Annotated in this window: 19 protein-coding genes; 1 reads left to right on the plus strand and 18 read right to left on the minus strand. The window is 48.2% G+C overall.

The window, feature by feature from the left end:
* Positions 1-8: 8 nt before the first annotated feature.
* The 15 genes from MHH91_RS17655 to MHH91_RS17725 form a co-directional block, all read right to left on the minus strand.
* Positions 9-476, minus strand: a complete 468-nt coding sequence (locus MHH91_RS17655) for an 8-oxo-dGTP diphosphatase (protein WP_014472291.1) — start codon at positions 474-476, stop codon at positions 9-11.
* 277 nt (positions 477-753) lie between these two features.
* Positions 754-1,701 carry a thioredoxin-disulfide reductase gene (trxB, locus tag MHH91_RS17660; protein ID WP_014471075.1) on the minus strand — a complete coding sequence of 316 codons (948 nt, stop codon included), beginning with the start codon at positions 1,699-1,701 and terminating at the stop codon, positions 754-756.
* 207 nt (positions 1,702-1,908) lie between these two features.
* Positions 1,909-3,318 carry a C40 family peptidase gene (locus MHH91_RS17665; RefSeq protein WP_041915625.1) on the minus strand — a complete coding sequence of 470 codons (1,410 nt, stop codon included), beginning with the start codon at positions 3,316-3,318 and terminating at the stop codon, positions 1,909-1,911.
* A gap of 396 nt (positions 3,319-3,714) precedes the next feature.
* Entirely contained in the window at positions 3,715-5,169 is a 1,455-nt protein-coding gene (locus tag MHH91_RS17670) for a tetratricopeptide repeat protein (protein ID WP_013353730.1), read from the minus strand.
* A 115-nt stretch (positions 5,170-5,284) separates the two neighbouring features.
* The gene (locus tag MHH91_RS17675; protein ID WP_013353731.1) at positions 5,285-6,346 is read right to left on the minus strand and encodes a sensor histidine kinase; all 1,062 of its coding nucleotides are present in this window, start codon (positions 6,344-6,346) and stop codon (positions 5,285-5,287) included.
* Positions 6,343-7,020, minus strand: a complete 678-nt coding sequence (locus tag MHH91_RS17680) for a response regulator transcription factor (protein WP_013353732.1) — start codon at positions 7,018-7,020, stop codon at positions 6,343-6,345. The genes MHH91_RS17675 and MHH91_RS17680 overlap by 4 nt, the downstream gene beginning before the upstream one ends.
* Positions 7,021-7,165: 145 nt before the next feature.
* Positions 7,166-8,935 carry an ABC transporter ATP-binding protein gene (locus MHH91_RS17685; protein ID WP_014471077.1) on the minus strand — a complete coding sequence of 590 codons (1,770 nt, stop codon included), beginning with the start codon at positions 8,933-8,935 and terminating at the stop codon, positions 7,166-7,168.
* A 210-nt stretch (positions 8,936-9,145) separates the two neighbouring features.
* On the minus strand, positions 9,146-9,766 hold the full coding sequence (gene hisIE / locus MHH91_RS17690) for a bifunctional phosphoribosyl-AMP cyclohydrolase/phosphoribosyl-ATP diphosphatase HisIE (RefSeq protein ID WP_013353734.1): 621 nt from the start codon (positions 9,764-9,766) through the stop codon (positions 9,146-9,148).
* Positions 9,763-10,521 (minus strand): imidazole glycerol phosphate synthase subunit HisF, encoded by a 759-nt coding sequence (gene hisF, locus MHH91_RS17695; RefSeq protein WP_013353735.1) that lies wholly within the window; start codon positions 10,519-10,521, stop codon positions 9,763-9,765. Before hisF ends, hisIE begins: the two co-directional genes overlap by 4 nt.
* Positions 10,518-11,255 carry a 1-(5-phosphoribosyl)-5-[(5-phosphoribosylamino)methylideneamino]imidazole-4-carboxamide isomerase gene (hisA, locus tag MHH91_RS17700; RefSeq protein ID WP_013353736.1) on the minus strand — a complete coding sequence of 246 codons (738 nt, stop codon included), beginning with the start codon at positions 11,253-11,255 and terminating at the stop codon, positions 10,518-10,520. The genes hisF and hisA overlap by 4 nt, the downstream gene beginning before the upstream one ends.
* The gene (hisH, locus tag MHH91_RS17705; protein ID WP_013353737.1) at positions 11,252-11,890 is read right to left on the minus strand and encodes an imidazole glycerol phosphate synthase subunit HisH; all 639 of its coding nucleotides are present in this window, start codon (positions 11,888-11,890) and stop codon (positions 11,252-11,254) included. Before hisH ends, hisA begins: the two co-directional genes overlap by 4 nt.
* Positions 11,891-12,475, minus strand: a complete 585-nt coding sequence (gene hisB / locus MHH91_RS17710) for an imidazoleglycerol-phosphate dehydratase HisB (protein ID WP_013353738.1) — start codon at positions 12,473-12,475, stop codon at positions 11,891-11,893.
* The gene (hisD, locus tag MHH91_RS17715) at positions 12,472-13,755 is read right to left on the minus strand and encodes a histidinol dehydrogenase (RefSeq protein WP_013353739.1); all 1,284 of its coding nucleotides are present in this window, start codon (positions 13,753-13,755) and stop codon (positions 12,472-12,474) included. Before hisD ends, hisB begins: the two co-directional genes overlap by 4 nt.
* A complete protein-coding gene (gene hisG / locus MHH91_RS17720; protein WP_013353740.1) occupies positions 13,752-14,393 on the minus strand; it encodes an ATP phosphoribosyltransferase in 642 nt (213 codons plus the stop codon). Before hisG ends, hisD begins: the two co-directional genes overlap by 4 nt.
* Positions 14,386-15,558 (minus strand): ATP phosphoribosyltransferase regulatory subunit, encoded by a 1,173-nt coding sequence (locus MHH91_RS17725; protein ID WP_013353741.1) that lies wholly within the window; start codon positions 15,556-15,558, stop codon positions 14,386-14,388. The genes hisG and MHH91_RS17725 overlap by 8 nt, the downstream gene beginning before the upstream one ends.
* Positions 15,559-15,794: 236 nt before the next feature.
* Between MHH91_RS17725 and MHH91_RS17730 the strand changes: the two genes are divergently transcribed.
* Positions 15,795-16,520, plus strand: a complete 726-nt coding sequence (locus MHH91_RS17730; RefSeq protein WP_013353742.1) for a C39 family peptidase — start codon at positions 15,795-15,797, stop codon at positions 16,518-16,520.
* A 16-nt stretch (positions 16,521-16,536) separates the two neighbouring features.
* On the opposite strand, the gene MHH91_RS17735 is transcribed toward MHH91_RS17730, so the two are convergent.
* Genes MHH91_RS17735 through lgt form a run of 3 tightly spaced genes read right to left on the minus strand, consistent with a single transcriptional unit; the run spans position 16,537 to position 18,550 of the window.
* Positions 16,537-17,055 carry an acyltransferase gene (locus tag MHH91_RS17735; protein WP_013353743.1) on the minus strand — a complete coding sequence of 173 codons (519 nt, stop codon included), beginning with the start codon at positions 17,053-17,055 and terminating at the stop codon, positions 16,537-16,539.
* 3 nt (positions 17,056-17,058) lie between these two features.
* Positions 17,059-17,709, minus strand: a complete 651-nt coding sequence (gene ppaX / locus MHH91_RS17740) for a pyrophosphatase PpaX (protein ID WP_340978311.1) — start codon at positions 17,707-17,709, stop codon at positions 17,059-17,061.
* A 25-nt stretch (positions 17,710-17,734) separates the two neighbouring features.
* Positions 17,735-18,550: a prolipoprotein diacylglyceryl transferase gene (gene lgt / locus MHH91_RS17745; protein ID WP_013353745.1), complete on the minus strand. Its 816-nt coding sequence runs from the start codon at positions 18,548-18,550 to the stop codon at positions 17,735-17,737.
* Between the last annotated feature and the right edge of the window lie 13 nt (positions 18,551-18,563).

Here is an 18,563-nt window from a genome sequence, read left to right on the forward strand (position 1 = left end):
TCTTTCTTTTATTTGATGAGCTGCGGATCTAAACGATAGCTGAGCAGCTCGAAGTCCGGCGTATACGTAAAGGTGCCGTGCAAAAGCCCTTGGCCCTTGATCATAAAATCAAGAATATGCCCGTCTCCGGGTGCCATCGGAAGGCTGTGGATATCTTTTACGTCATGCCACTTCAGAACGCCTTCCTCTGATTCAGCGACATTCCGTCCCGTATAGGAATCGGCGACAAAAGTAAACATCATCCACTCTGACACGATTTGTTCCTGTTCCTTAATAATAAAGGTAAACACGCCTTTTAACTGCGGATTTAATATATAAATACCCGTCTCTTCTCTGTACTCTCTGATGACGGAATCTCTGACTGATTCGCCGCTCTCCATCTTCCCGCCGGGCGCGACCCACCAGCCCCGTCTCGGCTTTTGGAGAAGGAGAACCTGGTCATCTGCCTGCAGCACACAATTTGTCACTCTTTGCACAAGTACGTCACCTAACCTTCTCAACAAATCATCGTCTCTTCATTATACCGTTTCGGCATGTCTCTCACAATGCAGAGACACCGACATCCTTTTCTTTTATTTGACAGAAAACCAAAAATCGCAAAAAAAGGGCACGGATACTGAAATCCGTGCCAAGGTGTATTCATATAAAAAGGGGGTCAATTACTACATTCATCTTAAAACATCAGTATTTCACCCGTGTTACAGCGGAATTAAAACCCAGTAACGATTCAAAAACTGAACATTACAGTGATGATTAAACGGTTTTGAGCGTCTCCTGAAGCTCTTCCACATAATGCTGAACGCTTTGAGCCGCAATACTTCCGTCACCTGTCGCCGTTACGATCTGGCGGAGTGATTTTTCACGGATGTCTCCAGCGGCGAAAATGCCGGGAACTTTTGTTTCCATTTGATCATTTGTTTCAATGTAGCCCTCTTCATTTGTGATGCCCAAGTTTTCAAATGGTTTAGAAAGCGGAAGCATGCCGATATAAATAAAGACGCCGTCAGCTTTGAATTCTTCCTCTTCTCCCGTCACAGTATCCACAAGCGTAAGTCTGCCGACTTTTCCGTTTTCTTCATGAATTTCTTTTACGGTTTTATTCCATTTGAAATCAATTTTCTCGTTGTCAAAGGCACGCGCCTGGAGAATGCTTTGCGCACGCAATTTATCGCGTCTGTGAACGATGGTGACTTTTGAAGCAAAGCGTGTCAGATAGACGCCTTCTTCCACGGCGGAGTCTCCGCCGCCGACAACGACAAGCTCTTTATTTTTAAAGAATGCGCCGTCACATACTGCACAGTACGATACACCGCGGCCGCCAAGTTCTTTTTCACCGGGAACGCCGATCTTTTTGTATTCCGCTCCGGCAGAAATCACGATGGCTCGCGCTTTAAATTCTTTTGAACCGGCTTTGACTGTTTTATATTCTTTGCCGTCAACAATTTCTTTAATATCGCCGTACGCATATTCCGCACCGAATTTTTTCGCATGTTCAAACATTTTATTTGAAAGTTCAGGGCCGAGAATGCTTTCAAAACCCGGATAGTTTTCAACATCCTCCGTGTTGGCCATCTGGCCGCCCGGAATTCCTCTTTCGATCATTAATGTGGATAAATTCGCTCGTGATGTGTAAACAGCAGCGGTCATCCCCGCCGGACCCGCGCCGATAATGATCACATCATAAATTTTTTCTTCTGACACCATGATTCACTCCTTTTCGAAATGGGGCACCCCCTATATGAATAAGAATCCCCATCAATCGTATTCCTTACCCATATCCTATAAAATCTGAGAGCGATTCGCTATTTTTTTGCTCATTTTTCTAAGAAACCGTGATTAGGCAGCTCCTGCCCCGGGTATACAAATAAAGAAAGAGCCCTCCGGGATGGAAGGCCCTTGTGTTATTCATTATTGCACGACACGTCTTACATTGCCGTTGAATGCTTTTTTCCAGTAAGGGTTGCTCATTGAATCAATAGATACACCATGTGATGTATTATCGTTCAGGAACGTTCCGTTACCTAAGTAGATGCCGACGTGGCCGTTTGTTTTATACGTATTGAAGAATACTAAGTCTCCGCGTTTCATGTCAGACGCGCTGACTGCTTTACCTCTTCCGATTAGCGTATCTGTGTTTGTTCCGCTTGCAGGTCCGAGGTTAACGCCCGCGTTAGCGAAAGCCCAGCGTACAAATGAAGAGCAGTCAAAAATACGGTTGTTGATATCAGATTGCGTGCGTCCGCCGCCGAATTTGTACGGAGATTGACCCACAAGGCTTGATCCTACGCTGATCGCGCCTTCAATACCGCCTGAATTTGAAATAACAGATCCGTCAGAATCATCTGAACCGCCGCTGTTATGAGATGATCCGCCTGAATTGCTCGGTTTGCTTGAGCTGTCAGATGAATCGGATGTTTCAGTTGAAACAGCCGCTTTTTTCACAGTTTTAACCGCAGGTGCCGGCTGGCTGTCATCTTTTTGGTTTTGGTCTTCAGAGGCTTTTTGCGCTTCTTCCTGTTTTTTGATCAGGGCAGCTGCTGCAGCCTGCTCTTCTTTAATGCGCTTCTGTTCTTTTTCAGTGTCAGCTTTTTCGTTTGCAAGCTGTGACGCTTCTTTTTTCAGATCAGAGATAGCGGAAGCCGCTTTTTTCTGACCGTTTTTCGCTTCGTCGAAAAGCTTGTCTTTCTGATCAAGCTGTTTGTTCAGGTCTTTTTGCATAGACTCTAACTTCGCAAGATCATCTTGGACTTTTTTAAGCTTCACGTTAAGTTCAGCTTCAGCATCTTCGAGTTTCGCTTTATCCTGCTCCTGCTGTTTGATCAGGTCTTTATCCGCATCAACGATAGAAGATACCGCAGTCGCACGGGAAATGAAATCTCCGAAGCTTGTCGCTCCTAAAAGAACGTCAATGTATCCTTGAGAACCGCCGTTTTCCTGTAAAGAACGAACGCGTTTTTTCAGGATTTCATTGCGTTTTTCAATGCGCGCTTCTGTTTCTTTGATTTCTTTTTTCAAATCAGCGATTTGCTTTTTCGTTTTTTCGTTTTCAGCTTTTTTATCTTCGATTTTATTACTTGTATCCAACGCTTTGGCGTTAATGTCTTTCAGTTCTTTTTCAATCTTAGCCTGCTTGTCCTGAAGCTTAGATAATTCCTTTTCTTTCGCTTCGAGGCTTGAAGCCACCTCAGATTGCTTGCTTTCGATTTTTGCTTTTTTGCTGTCTAATGTTTCCGCCGATGCAGTTTTTGTAAACGGGATCAAAAAACTGCTTGTCCCGATGACGGAAGCCAAACCAAGTGTTAATAAACTCTTTTTCACTTTTTCTTTCCTCCCTTTTACTTTAAAACCTGTTCTCATTTGGAATTCTATTATGAACATCAAAGTTACGCTCCCTCACATACCGTGAGGCTGATGATTTTTATGTATGAATCTTTGAAACTGGTTAATTGGTATAGATTATACAGCACATGTAAAAAAAACTAATCTCTTATGTACGAGAATCATTATACCATCATGTTTCGACAATTTTTATTACAGTTATATTTCAATGTGATTGCAAAATTCATCATTTGCAAAATAAATGATGATTGCGGTCTGTTTTTGATTCAAAAAGCAAAAAAATACGTATGAAAATCTCTTTTTTCGGCAGTAAAGTTCTGTTTTATCACTTTCTGATAAAAAAAGAACCGACTCTTTATATAGAAAGAATCGGTTTTATTCTAATATATCATCTATTTGTCTGATGTATTTTGAGAGTGTTGCCGCGGATATACCGTAAACGGCGGCGGTTTCTTTTTTCGTCGTTTTTTCGCCGTTTGCTTCCTTCCATACGTATGCAATGGCTGCGGCCCATGCCCGCTCATTCTGTACGGCAGCAGCAGCGCGGATGTGCTGAATAACGTGAAAAACCCAGCAGCTCATGACGTCAGTCTTTAAACTGTCGGCTTCCGCTTTCTCCAGCAGCTTGACCGTCCGATACGTGAACAAAGCATCACGGGAGACGCCTGAAGCGCCTTTTTCACCGGAAAGCAGCAGTCTGACGAATTCCTGTTCAAACGGCGTAGCGGCTCGTTTTGCAGCCAGAACTTTTTCAAGCTGGTGCCGCTCTCCTTGAGCGCTGCTGATATAATAGGCGGCGAGCCGCTGTTCAAGTGAAGCAGGCAGCGGTTCCTGCCGCTCCGCCCAAGGCGCGGGGCGGTCTGATTCGGGAAATTCAGTTTCGGCCTTTCTCCAAATGGTTTCGGCAAATTCTGTACGGCCTGTCCCGTATGCTGAGGCGGCAAGCCAGTAATAAAACGTGTCGTCGCCTTCAAATCCGCTTTTGTATAGAGAACGGAGCCACTTATAGCCAAGATCATGTCTGCCGACAAGCGCAAGCGTCGCCCCCAGCTTGTAACGCTGTTCGAATAATATCGGATACACATTGGCGAGCCTTTCGCTCAATTCTCCGACTTTTTCATCTTCCCTCTCGTAATAGCAGAATACAAGGTAGTTGCACAGGGCGTGGAGATTGCCTTCGTTTTTCTCAAGCACTTCAAATACCGTCTGTTTCGCTTTTGTTACATTGCCTGAGTAAAAATAAGCGAGCGCCAGGTTGTTGTATGCGGACCAAAGCTCGGGGTAATCGGCTGTAATCTCTTCAAGCATGACAACCGCTTCATGAAGCTGGCCGCTCTCAAGAAGCGCTTTTGCCCGGTCCTGCCTGATCAGCAGTTCATCTTGGTCATAGAGCGATTCGTTTTCACCCGCTTCGCCGAAATCCAGAAGCTCCATCAGGTTTTCAATCTCTTCGCTGAATTCTCCGTCCGGATCGGCATCAGAATAAGCCGCCGCTTCTTTGTATGCTTCCTGAAAGAGCCCCAAATGCGCGAAATTATTCGCTTTAAAATAATGACACTCGGGCATTTCTTCTTTCAGGTTCACCAAAATAAAGTCGAACAGCTCATTTGACTGCTGGTAGTGCCCCATTTCAGAATAAATGACGGCCAGCCGGGACAGCATTTCGGAATCATTCGGTTCGAGATGAACGGCTCGCTGAATCAGTTTGCTGGCCCGTTTTAAATTCCGCTCTTTATATGCTTTTAAGCCTTTATGAAAAAAATATTGTCCATCCTGAAGCAGCTGGACAATTTGTGCGTGCTTTTTATGTTCAGAAGTGTGTTTTCCCACAAATACCCTCCGTTTTATACGTATTACCGTCAGTAGTATACCATAAAACGGTTTCGCCTCAATAGTTCAAAAGACAGGATCGGCTTCGTTTTTTACTGGCTGGTTCGACCAGATTTTAGCTGTTTGTTTCATGAGGGTCGGCAGGAAGAATGACGCGGAAAAGGGTTCCTTCGCCGCGCTTGCTTTCAACCTCTATCGAACCGCCGTGCAGCTCAGCGATTTTTTTGGCGATGGACAGGCCGAGCCCGCTTCCCCCCGCGTTTCTCGCTTTATCCGCTTTATAAAACCGTTCAAATACGCGCTCTGCCTGCTCAGGCTCCATTCCGATTCCGTTGTCGGCGATTTCGATGGCCGCAGCCTCCGGCAAATCTGTAATTTTAACGGATATGCGGCCTCCTTCTCCGGTAAATTTCACAGCATTGTGAATGAGATTCATCCAGACTTGGCTGAGCAGCGCTTCATCTCCGTACACATACGACTCCTGTAAATCAATGAGAAACTCAATCTGTTTGGCGGACCACTCTGGCTCACAAGTCAATATGGTGCGCCGCAGCTGTTTGTCAATGCGGAACGGTTTTTTTTGTATCGGTTCGGTCTGACGTTCGAGTGCGGTGAGCTTCAGCAGATTTTCACTGATTTTTGATAATCGTTCTGTTTCTGTCTCGATGATGTGTAAGTAGCGCCCCCGCTCCTCATATGATAAATCCGGTTTTTTTAAGAGGTGCGCATAGCCCTTTAATGAAGTAAGCGGGGTTTGAATTTCATGGGAAACGTTTGAAATAAATTCTTGTTTCAGTTTTTCCATTTCACTCAGTTCCGCGGCGAGTGTCGACAGTTCATCAGCCAACTTCGTCACGGGGTGATCCCGCTCAATTTTCTCCATTTTCCGGGAAGCGGCCGCGGTGAAGTTGCCGCTCGACATTTGCTTGATCGTGGCGGTGAGCGAATCCCAGATCGCATGATGTCGTTTACGCGCTGACTTTGAAAAAATAAACATCGTTAAAAACAGCAGGCCGAACACAAGCCAAAGTGTCAGAATTTGCTCGACGAACGGCGTCAGCAAAATTGGCCATATAACACCGAAGCCCTGAACGATCAAGTGGGCAGCAAGCCATAAAAATGCAGTGAATACGAGAAGGATGATGATTCTTCCCGCCGTTCTGAGAATCCGTTTCATTCTGTCACCACAAACCGGTAGCCGAGACCCCGCACCGTATGAATGGCAAACGGATAGTCCTTTTCAGGAAACCGTTCTCTCAGCCTTTTAATATGAACGTCAACCGTCCGCTCGTCACCTTCATAATCAAAGCCCCAAATATCTTCTATTAAATGCTCTCTTGAAAACGTCTTATTCGGATAACCGGCGAGCTTAAATAAAAGCTCAAATTCACGCCGGGGCAGCGTCATTCCCGAACCGCCGCCGCGCGTTACAGTACGGGATTGCTTATCTAATGTGACCGTTCCGATGGTCAGCAGTTTTTCAGCGGTGATCCGGTAGCGTTTCAGCAATGCTTTGACCCTTGCTTCCAGCTCAAGCGGCTCAAACGGTTTGACGAGATAATCGTCCGCTCCGGAAGTAAAACCCTGCACTTTATCCAGCGTTTCGCCTTTTGCCGTCAGCATCAAAATCGGAATATCCGTAAAGCTGCGGACGGCTTCACTGACTTCAAATCCGTCCATTTTCGGCATCATCACATCCAGTATGATGAGATCAATATGTGTTGATTCTATCAGCTGCACCGCCGCTTCCCCGTCTTCCGCTTCTGCGACGTCAAATCCGCTCTGCTCCATCATAAGGCGGACAAGCTCACGGATATGGCGGTCATCATCCGCAACCAATATGACAGCCATGAAAATCCCTCCTTCTGCTTTTTCAAATTTTTTAGTCTCCTGTATCTTCAGCAGACTCTCAAAACGGTCCGTCACTGTGCCATATCGGCTAAGCTGTAAAATAAAAAGCAGCTTTTCAGCTGCTTTCTTTTCATAAAGTCTTGCTTTACACAGCTTTGTTTTCTAAGTCGGCATTCAGCTTCAGCTGCTGCTCCGCAAAATCACGGTACAGCGAATGGGATGCCATTAATTCATGGTGTGTGCCCCGTCCGGTGATTTCACCCTGTTCGACAAAGAGAAGCTGATCTGCATCCACAACCGTGGATAAGCGGTGGGCGATCACGATGGTGGTGCGGCCTTCCATCAAGACTTCCAGCGCCTGTTGCACCCATTTTTCAGATTGGCTGTCCAGACTTGATGTCGCTTCATCAAGCATAAGAATGCTCGGATTGCGGAGAAGCGCTCTGGCAATGGCGATGCGCTGGCGCTGTCCGCCTGACAGCATAATCCCCCGTTCACCGACCTCGGTTTCAAATTTCTTCGGTAAATCTTCAATAAATTGCAGGGCGTAGGCCATGTCGGCCGCTTTTCTCAGTTCCTCATCGGTCACCTCGCGTTTTAATCCGTAGCAGATATTGTCGCGGATGGTGCCTGACATTAACGGACTTTCTTGAGACACGTAGCCGATATGCTCCCGCCATGATTCAAGGGAATACGTATCAATCGGTTCATTCCCGAGCAGGATACTGCCGGCCGTCGGATTGTAGAATCGTTCAAGCAGTTTAAATAACGTTGTTTTTCCGCCGCCGCTCGGTCCGACAATCGCAGTGACTTTGCCGGCCTCAATCGTTGCCGTAATGTCTTTTAAGATGGTTTGATCTGTTTTGTAGCCGAATGAGACTTGTTCAAGCTTAATCGGCTGATCCGCGTTTTCAATCGCTTTCCCGGTCTGGATGTCTTCTTCTTTTTCTGCAAGAATATGAATCATCCGTTCTGTTGCGCCGACGGATTTTTGAAGCTGTGTGAAAAATGAAGTAATCTGGCCCATCGGCATAATGATCTGAAACAAATACAGGATAAAGGCAACGAGTGCGCCGGCTGTCAGTTCACCTGATGATACCTGCATTCCGCCGTACCCGATGACAGCGACCAGCGCCGCCATTAATACGAGTGTGATAAGCGGGCCTACAAGTGACTGCACCTTCGCTTCACGCAGACCGAGTTTAAAGAGCGCCATGATGCCCGCTTTTCCGCGGCCGTATTCCGCTTCTTCAGCGTTTGACGCTTTCACAAGCCTGATTTCCGGGAGGATGTGGTTCAACAATCCGGTGAATCTCGCTGTTTCATCCTGTGTTTCCCGAGATATTTTAAACATTTTCCGGCCGATCGGCACTAAAATAACCGCAGCCAGCGGCACGACGATCAGCACGAGCAATGTCAGCTTCCAGTTCATGATAAATAAGATCGTCAGTGATCCGATAACGGAAATGATTCCGGTAATAAATCCGCTGATATTGTTTGTGATCAGCTCTTTTACCACCATCGTGTCATTGGTGACACGGCTGATCGTTTCGCCCGTGGCGTTTTTGTCAAAATAAGAGACGGGCAGTTTAATTAATTTCTGCCATAACAAATCACGCAGCCCCGAGATGATTTTCTGGCCGCTGTAGTTCAAGGCGTATGTGGCGTAGGCGCTTAATGCGGCCTGTACGATAAATACGGCTGCGATGATCCCGATTTGCATGCCTGACAGCGACGACATGGAAAAACCGTCAACGAGCTGCTTTGTCAATAGCGGAATCAGCAGGCTGACGAGCGTTGTCACAATACTGAGAGACAGCGCGAAGGCCAGCATTCCGTATGATGGTTTTGTTTTTTTGACTAATGAAAAGAATGAACTGAATTTCCCTTTTGGTTTCGGTTGTTTATTCGGCATATGTTTTCCTCCTATATCACTGTTTATACTATAACGGATGAGCATGAACGGAATATGAACAAAACGTACATTTTTAATAAAAACCAAAATAAACTCTATTAGTCAATATTATCAAATTCATCTGCCTCCGGTTGAGAAATAAGGAATATTTTAATGAATGTTTAGGTTTGGCATGTAAAAAACCTCACGAATCTCTCCGTGAGGTTTGTTTTACTCAGATGACGAATGGCGTTTCGCAAGGACGGCAAGCACGTCGTCCAGAGGAAGCGACTGCTCTCGCAATAGAACGAGCAAATGATAAAGCAAATCCGCCGCTTCCCATTTTAATTCTTCATGATCGCGGTTTTTCGCGGCAATAATAACCTCTGCGGCTTCTTCGCCGACTTTTTTGAGGATTTTATCGACACCTTCCCGAAACAGGTACGTTGTGTAAGCCCCGTCAGGCATCTCCGTCTGCCGTTTGGCGATTACGCTTTCCAGTTCATTTAAGATGCCGAAACGATCCTGCACGTCCGCTTTTTCCGGAGTAAAGCAGCTGTAGCTTCCCTTGTGGCATGCGGGTCCTGAAGGCTCCGCCAGCACGACAAGGGCGTCTTGATCACAATCATAGCGGATAGCTTTTACCTTTTGGGTATTCCCCGACGTCGCTCCTTTATGCCACAGCTCCTGCCGTGAACGGCTGTAAAACCAGGTTTCTTTCGTTTCTATCGTTTTTTCATATGATTCACGATTCATATAAGCCAGTGTCAGCACTTCTTTGCTTGCCGCATCCTGTACGATGGCGGGAATCAGTCCGGCCTCGTCAAACCGCAGTTCATCTGCCCGTTTCATCTCACATTCACCCCGTGTTTCTTCATATAATCTTTCACTTCTTTTATCGATGTTTCTTTGTAATGAAATATTGAAGCTGCAAGCGCGGCGTCCGCTTCACCGATCGTAAACGCTTCAAGCATATGGCGCGCGCTGCCGGCTCCCCCTGACGCAATGACGGGCACCGGGACGGCACGTGTAACAAGCTTTGTGAGCGTATGGTTAAAGCCCGTTTTCTCTCCGTCTGCGTCCATGCTTGTCAGCAAGATTTCACCCGCACCCCGGCTGACGGCTTCTTTTGCCCAGGCTGTGACTTCCCACTCGGTTTTCTTTCTGCCGCCGTGTGTGTACACTTTATAGCAACCCGAGTCTTCGTCATACTTTGCGTCGATCGCCGCTACGATGCATTGCGAGCCGAAAAAGTCCGCCCCTTCCGTAATCAGCTCGGGCCGGAGGACGGCCGCTGTATTAACGGATACTTTATCAGCGCCGGCGCGAAGCATTCGTTTCATATCGCTTAATTGATTGATTCCGCCGCCGACCGTAAACGGAATTGCCAGTTTTGCAGCAACTTGTTCAACGACGTCTGTCATCGTCTTGCGGCCTTCATGAGAAGCGGAAATGTCGAGAAAAACGAGCTCGTCAGCGCCCTCCCTGTCATATGCTTCAGCCAGCTCGACAGGATCGCCGGCATCTTTCAGCCCGAGAAATTGAATGCCTTTGACCACGCGTCCTTCTTTCACATCAAGACACGGAATGATTCGTTTCGTTATCATGCGTCCCTCACCCCGCTGAGCGCTTCGGCCAATGTAAATTGTTTAGTATACAGCGCTTTTCCGATAATCGCTCCCGATACACCGGCGTCTTTGTAGCGGGCCAGCGCTTTTAGATCAGCGACTGAGCTGACCCCGCCTGAAGCGATGACGGTTTTTCCCGTTGCTTTTGCGAGCTGGACGGTGCTTTCAATGTTCGGTCCTGACAGCATGCCGTCAGTTGCAATATCCGTGAAAATGAAGGTTTCCGCTCCTTCCACAGCCAATTCACGGCCCAGATCGGCCGCTCTTACGGAGGATGTTTCCAGCCAGCCTTCCGTCGAGACATACCCGTTCCTCGCATCGAGACCGATGGCGATTTTCCCGCCGTATTGTTTCAGCATGCTTTTCACAAACGCCGGATCAGAAACGGCCGAACTGCCGAGAATGACACGATCGGCGCCTTGTGATAAGTAACCGTACACGTCTGCTTCAGAACGGATGCCGCCGCCGATCTCGACTTTGACATCAAGCTGCTGCACGATGTCAAGAACATGCCGGTCATTTACTTTCTTGCCTGCTTTCGCGCCGTCAAGATCCACAAGATGAATCCATTCCGCACCTTCTTTTGCAAATTGCGCCGCCATGTCTAAAGGCGAGTCTCCGTATATTGTTTCCTTGCCGTAATCACCTTGGATGAGCCGGACGCATTTGCCGTTTCTCATATCGATTGCCGGATATAATGTAAAAGCGCTCATTTCTTCACCTTCTGTTCCGCTGCCATTTTTGTAAATTGTGTTAGGATCGCCATTCCGGCCGAGCCGCTTTTTTCCGGGTGAAACTGCGTCCCAAAGACATTGCGTTTCCCGACGACCGCGGGTACTCGAACGCCGTACTCGGCACTTGCCAGAAGATCTCCGTCTTCCATCCCGTCTATATAATAGGAATGGACAAAGTAAACGAAGCCTTCTTCCGCTTTTGAAAGCAAAGGAGACGTTTGGTGAAACGTCAGCCGATTCCAGCCCATATGCGGCACCTTCAGCTTGTTTCCTTCAGCGTCCCTGTCTTTTAGTCTCACTGCTTTTCCGGCTAATAAGCCAAGTCCTTTTGCAGTGCCGTTTTCGCTGCTTTTTTCGAAAATAAGCTGCATGCCGAGGCAGATGCCGAGAAGCAGCTTCCCCTCCTCAACCATGCGGTGAATGAATCGATCAAGCTTCATGCTGTGTAAATTGTCCATGGCGTCACTGAACGATCCGACACCGGGAAGAATAAAAGCATCCGCTTTTTCCAGCTCTTCCGGCCGGTCTGATACGAGATACGGGACGCCGACGCGTTCCAGCGCCTTTGACACGCTGAATAAATTGCCCATTCCGTAATCAATTACACCGATCATTTACAGCATTCCTTTCGTTGATGGTACACCCTTAACCCGCGGATCAATGGATGACGCTTCATCCAGCGCTCTGCCAAGCGCCTTAAACACGGCTTCTATCATATGGTGGGTATTCGTACCGTAATGAACGATCACGTGCAGATTCATTCTCGCTTCGAGCGCCAGTTTCCATAAAAATTCATGTACAAGCTCGGTATCAAACGTGCCGACTTTCGCTTGCGGAAATGCAGCGCGCATCTCAAGGTGCGGCCGGTTGCTCAGGTCTACGGCAACTTGGGCGAGCGCTTCGTCCATCGGCACAAGCGCTGATCCGTACCGTTTGATGCCTTTTTTATCACCAAGCGCTTCCAAAAGAGCCTGCCCTAAGCAGATGCCGATATCTTCAGTCGTGTGGTGATCATCTATTTCCGTATCGCCTTTTGCATCAACGGTTAAATTGAATTGCCCGTGCTTTGTAAACAAATCAAGCATATGGGTCATAAACGGCACATCCGTGCTGATATCTGCTCTTCCTTCTCCGTCTATCCCGAAAGCCAGCTTAATATCCGTCTCATTTGTTTTTCTGGCGCGTTCCGCTTTTCTCATCGGTCACTTCCTCCGTTTCTCGCTTCAATCGATTTTGCGTGCGCTTCAAGCCCTTCCAGTCTCGCGAAGGCGGCAATGCTGTCCGCATGGGATTCAAAAGCCTTCCTGCTGTAAGAGATGATGCTCGATTTCTTTTGAAAATCTGTGACATTCAGCGGGCTTGAAAACCGTGCCGTGCCGTTTGTCGGCAGAACGTGATTCGGTCCGGCAAAATAATCTCCCACCGGTTCAGCGCTGTATCGTCCTAAGAAAATCGCTCCCGCGTGTCTGATGCTTCCAAGCAAAGCCTCCGGCGAATGCGTCATGATTTCTAAATGCTCGGGCGCCAGCGCGTTCACCGTGTCTATCGCATCCTCCATCGATTCCGAGATATAAATGCGCCCGTGATCCATGATCGACGCTTCGGCGATCTCTTTACGCGGCAGCGTCTGAAGCTGTTTATCCACCTCATCGGATACCGCTTCGGCAAGCTTCCTTGAATCGGTGACAAGCACGCTTGAGCTGAGCATATCGTGTTCGGCTTGTGAAAGCAGGTCAGCGGCGACTTCTTGCGGCACCGCCGTATCGTCTGCCAGGACCACGATTTCACTGGGACCGGCAATCATGTCAATATCCACATCACCGAAGACTTCGCGCTTCGCGAGTGCCACAAATATATTGCCGGGGCCCGTAATCTTATCAACAGGCTGTATCGTGTCCGTTCCGTAAGCGAGCGCGGCAATCGCCTGTGCGCCCCCCGCTTTGTAAATTTCATTTATCCCGAGCTCAGACGCCGCAACCAGAACGCCCGGCGAAAGGCGGCCGTCTTTTCCCGGAGGGCTGACGAGAACGATCCGCTCCACTCCCGCAGCAAGAGCGGGGATGACATTCATTAAAACGGAGGACGGATAAGCGGCCGTCCCGCCCGGCACATATACGCCCGCGGAATCGAGCGCCGTTATTTTCTGTCCGAGCATCGTGCCGTCTTTGCGGTGGTAAAACCAAGAGGATTGCAGCTGGCGCTCGTGATATTCTTTAATATTGGCAATTGCCTGCCTGATCACTTCCAGCAGCTGATCATCAAGCAGACGGTACGCCTCGGCGATTTCGTCCCCGCTCACCGCCATCTGGTCCAGGCTGATCCCGTCAAATGTTTTTGTATAGGCCAAAACGGCTTTGTCGCCGTTTTTTCTGACGTCTTCAATAATCGCTCTGACGGTTTTTCGCTGCTCTTCGGTTCCGCTGTCAATAGAACGCTTCAGTGAAAACCGCTCGCTTTTTTTTATTGCGGTTATTTTCATTTTGCCGTGTCTCCTTCCACAACCCTTGCCAGCCTGGCCGCCATTTCGTCGATTACATCGTCCTTCATGCGGTAGCTGACCGGGTTGACAATAAAACGCGATGTGATGTCACAAATATGTTCCGACTCTACGAGACCGTTTTCCTTTAATGTCCGCCCTGTTGATACGATATCCACGATTCTGTCAGCAAGCCCGATTAAAGGCGCCAACTCAATGGAACCGTTCAGCTTAATGATTTCCACCTGCTCGCCCTGTTCTCTGAAATAACTTGACGCAACATTCGGATATTTTGTCGCAATCCTCGGAGCGACTCCGTTCCAATCCGCTCCCGGAAGCCCTGCAACGGCGAGATGGCATTTGCTGATATTCAGATCGAGCACCTCATATACGTCACGCTCTTCTTCAAGCATGACATCCTTTCCGGCGATACCGGCATCAGCGACGCCATGCTCGACATATGTCGTGACGTCCATCGGCTTTGCCAGAATAAAGCGGAGATTTTCTTCCGGAACGTCGATGATCAATTTTCTCGATTCTTCAAACTCCCCGGGCAGCCTGTATCCGGCCTGCCTCAGCAATCCGGCCGCTTCCTCAAATATCCGTCCTTTTGGCATAGCCATTGTGAGTACCTTACCCATTCTGCTCTTCCTTTCTGGCACCGATAAAGTAGGTGACGTTTGCGAATGATTTTGTCATATGATCGATATTTTCAATGCCCGCCAAATCCTGCAGGACGACTTTTCTGCCTCTTGCCCTTTCTTCCTCCGCGAATAAAATGGCCTGCGGCCGCTGCTCCTTGCTGAAAATAACGGCGTCCGCATCACTTGTTTCTCCCCGGATGCCGAGCGCTTCAATCAGCCTGTCGATACGGAGCCCGAAGCCCGTGGCGGGAGCAGGGCTGCCGAAATGGCCGAGAAGATTGTTATAACGGCCGCCGCTTCCGATGACAAACCCGACATTTGCCGCGTACACTTCGAATAAAATCCCCGTGTAGTAACTCATATGGCTTACCATGTTCAGATCAAGGCGAATATGCTCGGCACACCCGTAATCTTCAAGAATGTCCCACAGGTCTCCCAGCTCCTGAATCACGCTTTGCCCGGAGATGCCGATGATCTCCCCCGCTTTGGCGCAGATCTCTTTTCCGCCGCGCAATTCCAGAAGTCCGAGCAGCCGGCTTTTGTCTATTGAAGAAAGCGGAAGCGACTTGACATGTTCTTTGTACCCCACGTAATTCTTTTCAAAGAGAAAGCGCCGCAGAACATCCGCCCGCTCGGCATTTCCCAAAACCTCGACAAACAGCTCATCTGCGAGCCCGGCATGGCCGATCGCGATTTTAAATTGGCGCAATCCCGCGTTTTTCAAAGCGCCGGCCGCGAGCGCAATCACCTCGGCATCCGCGCTTGTTGATCCATCGCCGATCAGCTCCGCGCCGACCTGTTCGAATTCAGCCGGACGTCCGCCTTCCCGCTCCTGAGCGCGGTAGACGCTTGCCGCGTACCCCGCTCTGAGCGGATGATTGTTTTTGTGCAGCTTAGACGCCGCCACCCTGGCAATCGGTCCGGTCATGTCAGGCCGAAGCACAAGCGTTTTTCCGTCCTGATCGAGAAGCTTAAACAGCTGCTGTTCGTCAATGGCTGACTGGGCACCCACTGTTTCATAGAATTCAAGAGTCGGTGTCTCCATAAACTGATAACCCCATTTATCAATTAAATCCGTTAGTGTGGAACGGACTTTCTTCTTTGCTTCGTATAAACCGGGCAGCGTATCTCTCATGCCATGCGGTTTCTCAAACATAAACATTCCCTTTAGCACCCCCGCTTTTTCTGAAGAAAAATTCCGAATCCTTTAGTTCGCTAATATGATAATATGTTAGCAGATAAAAGAACGGATTGCAACGCCCAATGTCCTCCTATTCTTTCCCATAATCATGACTAAATCATGAATAAATCTGTAAACATATCGGAACAATCCAATCAGGTTGAACAGAAATGCTATAATACATTAAATAGCTTCATCAGAAACAAGGGAGAGTAATCATGAAGACGCTTGGAACATTATGTGTGCTGATTCTGACAGCCGTCCTTGTCTATCTGGGGTACAACATCTATACAAACGATATCCATTTGAATTTTTTCAATCAGCAGTCTGACGAGCCTGATGAGAAAACACCATTAAAAGGGAGCGCATCACCACTGAATGTCGTTCTGTACAGACAGATGGATTCACCCAGACTGTACAATGGCTGTGAGGTAACAAGCCTTGCTATGATTTTGAATAATGCCGGATATCATGTATCAAAAAATACATTGGCGGATCAAATCAATACGGTTCCGCTCACATACAGCAGCGGGCTGAAAGGAGATCCGAACGAAGGATTCGCCGGAGACATGGAGAACGGCCCGGGTTTAGGCGTTTATCATGAGCCGATTGATAAACTTGCCAAAAAGTACGCGGGAAACAAAGTATATGACCTTACGGGAAAAGACATTTCTTCAGTGTACCGGCAGCTTGAAAAAGGACGGCCGGTCTGGGTGATTATCACCACTTCCTTCAAACCGGTTGATAATATGCAGACTTGGAATACGCCGAACGGAAAAGTCGACATTACGTACAGCATGCACAGCGTAGCCGTCACCGGTTATGATCACGATTATGTATACGTCAATGACCCTTATGGCTATAAAAACAGAAAAACTGACCGGACTGAATTCGAAAAAGCCTGGAAGCAGATGGGCAGCCAGGCCATTGTGATCAAGTCCTAAAAAAACCCCGCTGACGTTAATCAGCGGGGTTTCCCATTCGTTTTTTCATTTCTTCGTCCGTATAAATCAGCTTCATCGGGTTTCCTCCGACAAACGCCCCGGCCGGGACATCTTTGTGTACAAGCGTGCCGGCCGATACGACGGCTCCGTTCCCGATGGTAACGCCGGGCAGAATCGTTGTGTTTGCCCCGATCATCACCTCGTCACCGATTGTGACAAAACCGGTCCGGTACTCATGTATTAAATATTCATGAGCCAAAATCGTCGTATTGTAGCCAATGATGCTGTTTTTTCCGACAGTGATTTTTTCGGGAAACATGATATCCGGCATTACCATCAGCGCGAATGACGTCTGTTTTCCGACCTTCATTTTCAAAAAGGTGCGGTACAGCCAGTTCTTCACGCTTAGAAACGGCGTATACCTTGCGATCTGAATGATGATGAAATTTTTCATCACCTTCAGAAAGGGAACCGTCTGATAAACATGCCACAATGAATTTGCACCTGAAACCGGATGGCGGTCTGTTTTTCTCACTGATTACTTCACTCCGGTGATGTGCAATAAATCACTCATTTTCTCAAGCATATAATCGGGTTCATAAGCGGAAAGCGCCTGTGCGCCCTTAATCGTCCACGCGACGCCGGCTGTTTTCGTGCCGGCGTTTTTCCCCGCCATGACATCGTGATAATTGTCACCGACCATCATGGCTTCCGACGGATCGCACCCCAGCCGGCTGAGCGCAAGCCTCACAGGCTCGGGGTCAGGCTTCGGGTGCTTTACATCATCAAGCGTGACGACAGTATCGAAAAACGCCCCGATGCCTGTCAGCTTCAATCCCATATTGACTGTATCCCTCAGCTTTGTGGTGACAATACCGAGCTGATAGCCCGCTTTTTTCAATTCATCAAGCGTTTCATAAACCGTTTCGTACTCCGTGACGAGCTCATCGTGCTTTTCATGGTTGAATGCTCTGTACATGTTGATCATGTCATCGCACTTTTCGGCATTAATGCCTGAAAACGTTTCGTACAGAGGCGGGCCGATAAACGGAAGCACATCTTCCCGTTTATACTGCCCCGGGCAATAATGATCAAGCGTATGAAGATAAGAAGCGATAATCAGTTCATTCGTGTCAACCAGCGTGCCGTCGAGATCGAATAAAATGGCGGTTAAACGTTTATCAGTCATCTTATGTCCTTTCCGATTTCAGACGTCAGTCTGTATCCGCATACCGCTTTTCGGCATACCCTTTCACACGTCTGAAAATCATTAAAATAATCGCAAGAACAATCAGCACAATGGAAATAACCTGCGCGATCCGAAGCTGGCTCGTGAGCATCAGGCTGTCCGTCCGCATTCCCTCAATAAAGTATCTGCCGATCGAATACCAGATAATATACGTCAAAAACAGATCGCCCCTGCGCAGGTTCACGCGGCGGAGCAGAAGCAGAATCACGACTCCCGCAAAGCTCCACAGCGATTCATACAGAAAAGTCGGGTGATAATATTGTCCGTCTATGTACATCTGATTAATGATGAAATCCGGGAGGTGCAGACTTTCCAAAAATGAACGGCTGACCGCTTCGCCGTGAGCCTCCTGGTTGATAAAGTTCCCCCAGCGTCCGATGGCTTGGCCGAGCAAAATACTCGGTGCGGCAATATCCGCGAGCTTCCAGAATGAAATGCCTCTTACTTTTGAAAAGACGATGCCTGTTGCGATCGCGCCGATTAATCCGCCGTGAATGGCGATGCCGCCTTTCCAAATTTTAATGATTTCCCCGGGGTGTTCCGAGTAATAACTCCACTCGAAAAGCACATAGTATGCCCGCGCGCAAATGATTGCGATCGGAATGGCGAAAAGAACAAGATCAATAAAAATGTCCTTTTTCAGCCCCCGCTTTTCACTCTCCCTCATGGCCATCCAAAGCCCTAATAACGCACCCGCACCGATAATGATTCCGTACCAGTGCACGGATAAAGGCCCGAGCTGCAAGGCAATCGGATTGATTGGTGTACCTGCTTCGTTCATATCATTGCCAACT

The organism is Bacillus sp. FSL K6-2819 (assembly GCF_038008305.1).
Taxonomy (GTDB): domain Bacteria; phylum Bacillota; class Bacilli; order Bacillales; family Bacillaceae; genus Bacillus; species Bacillus amyloliquefaciens.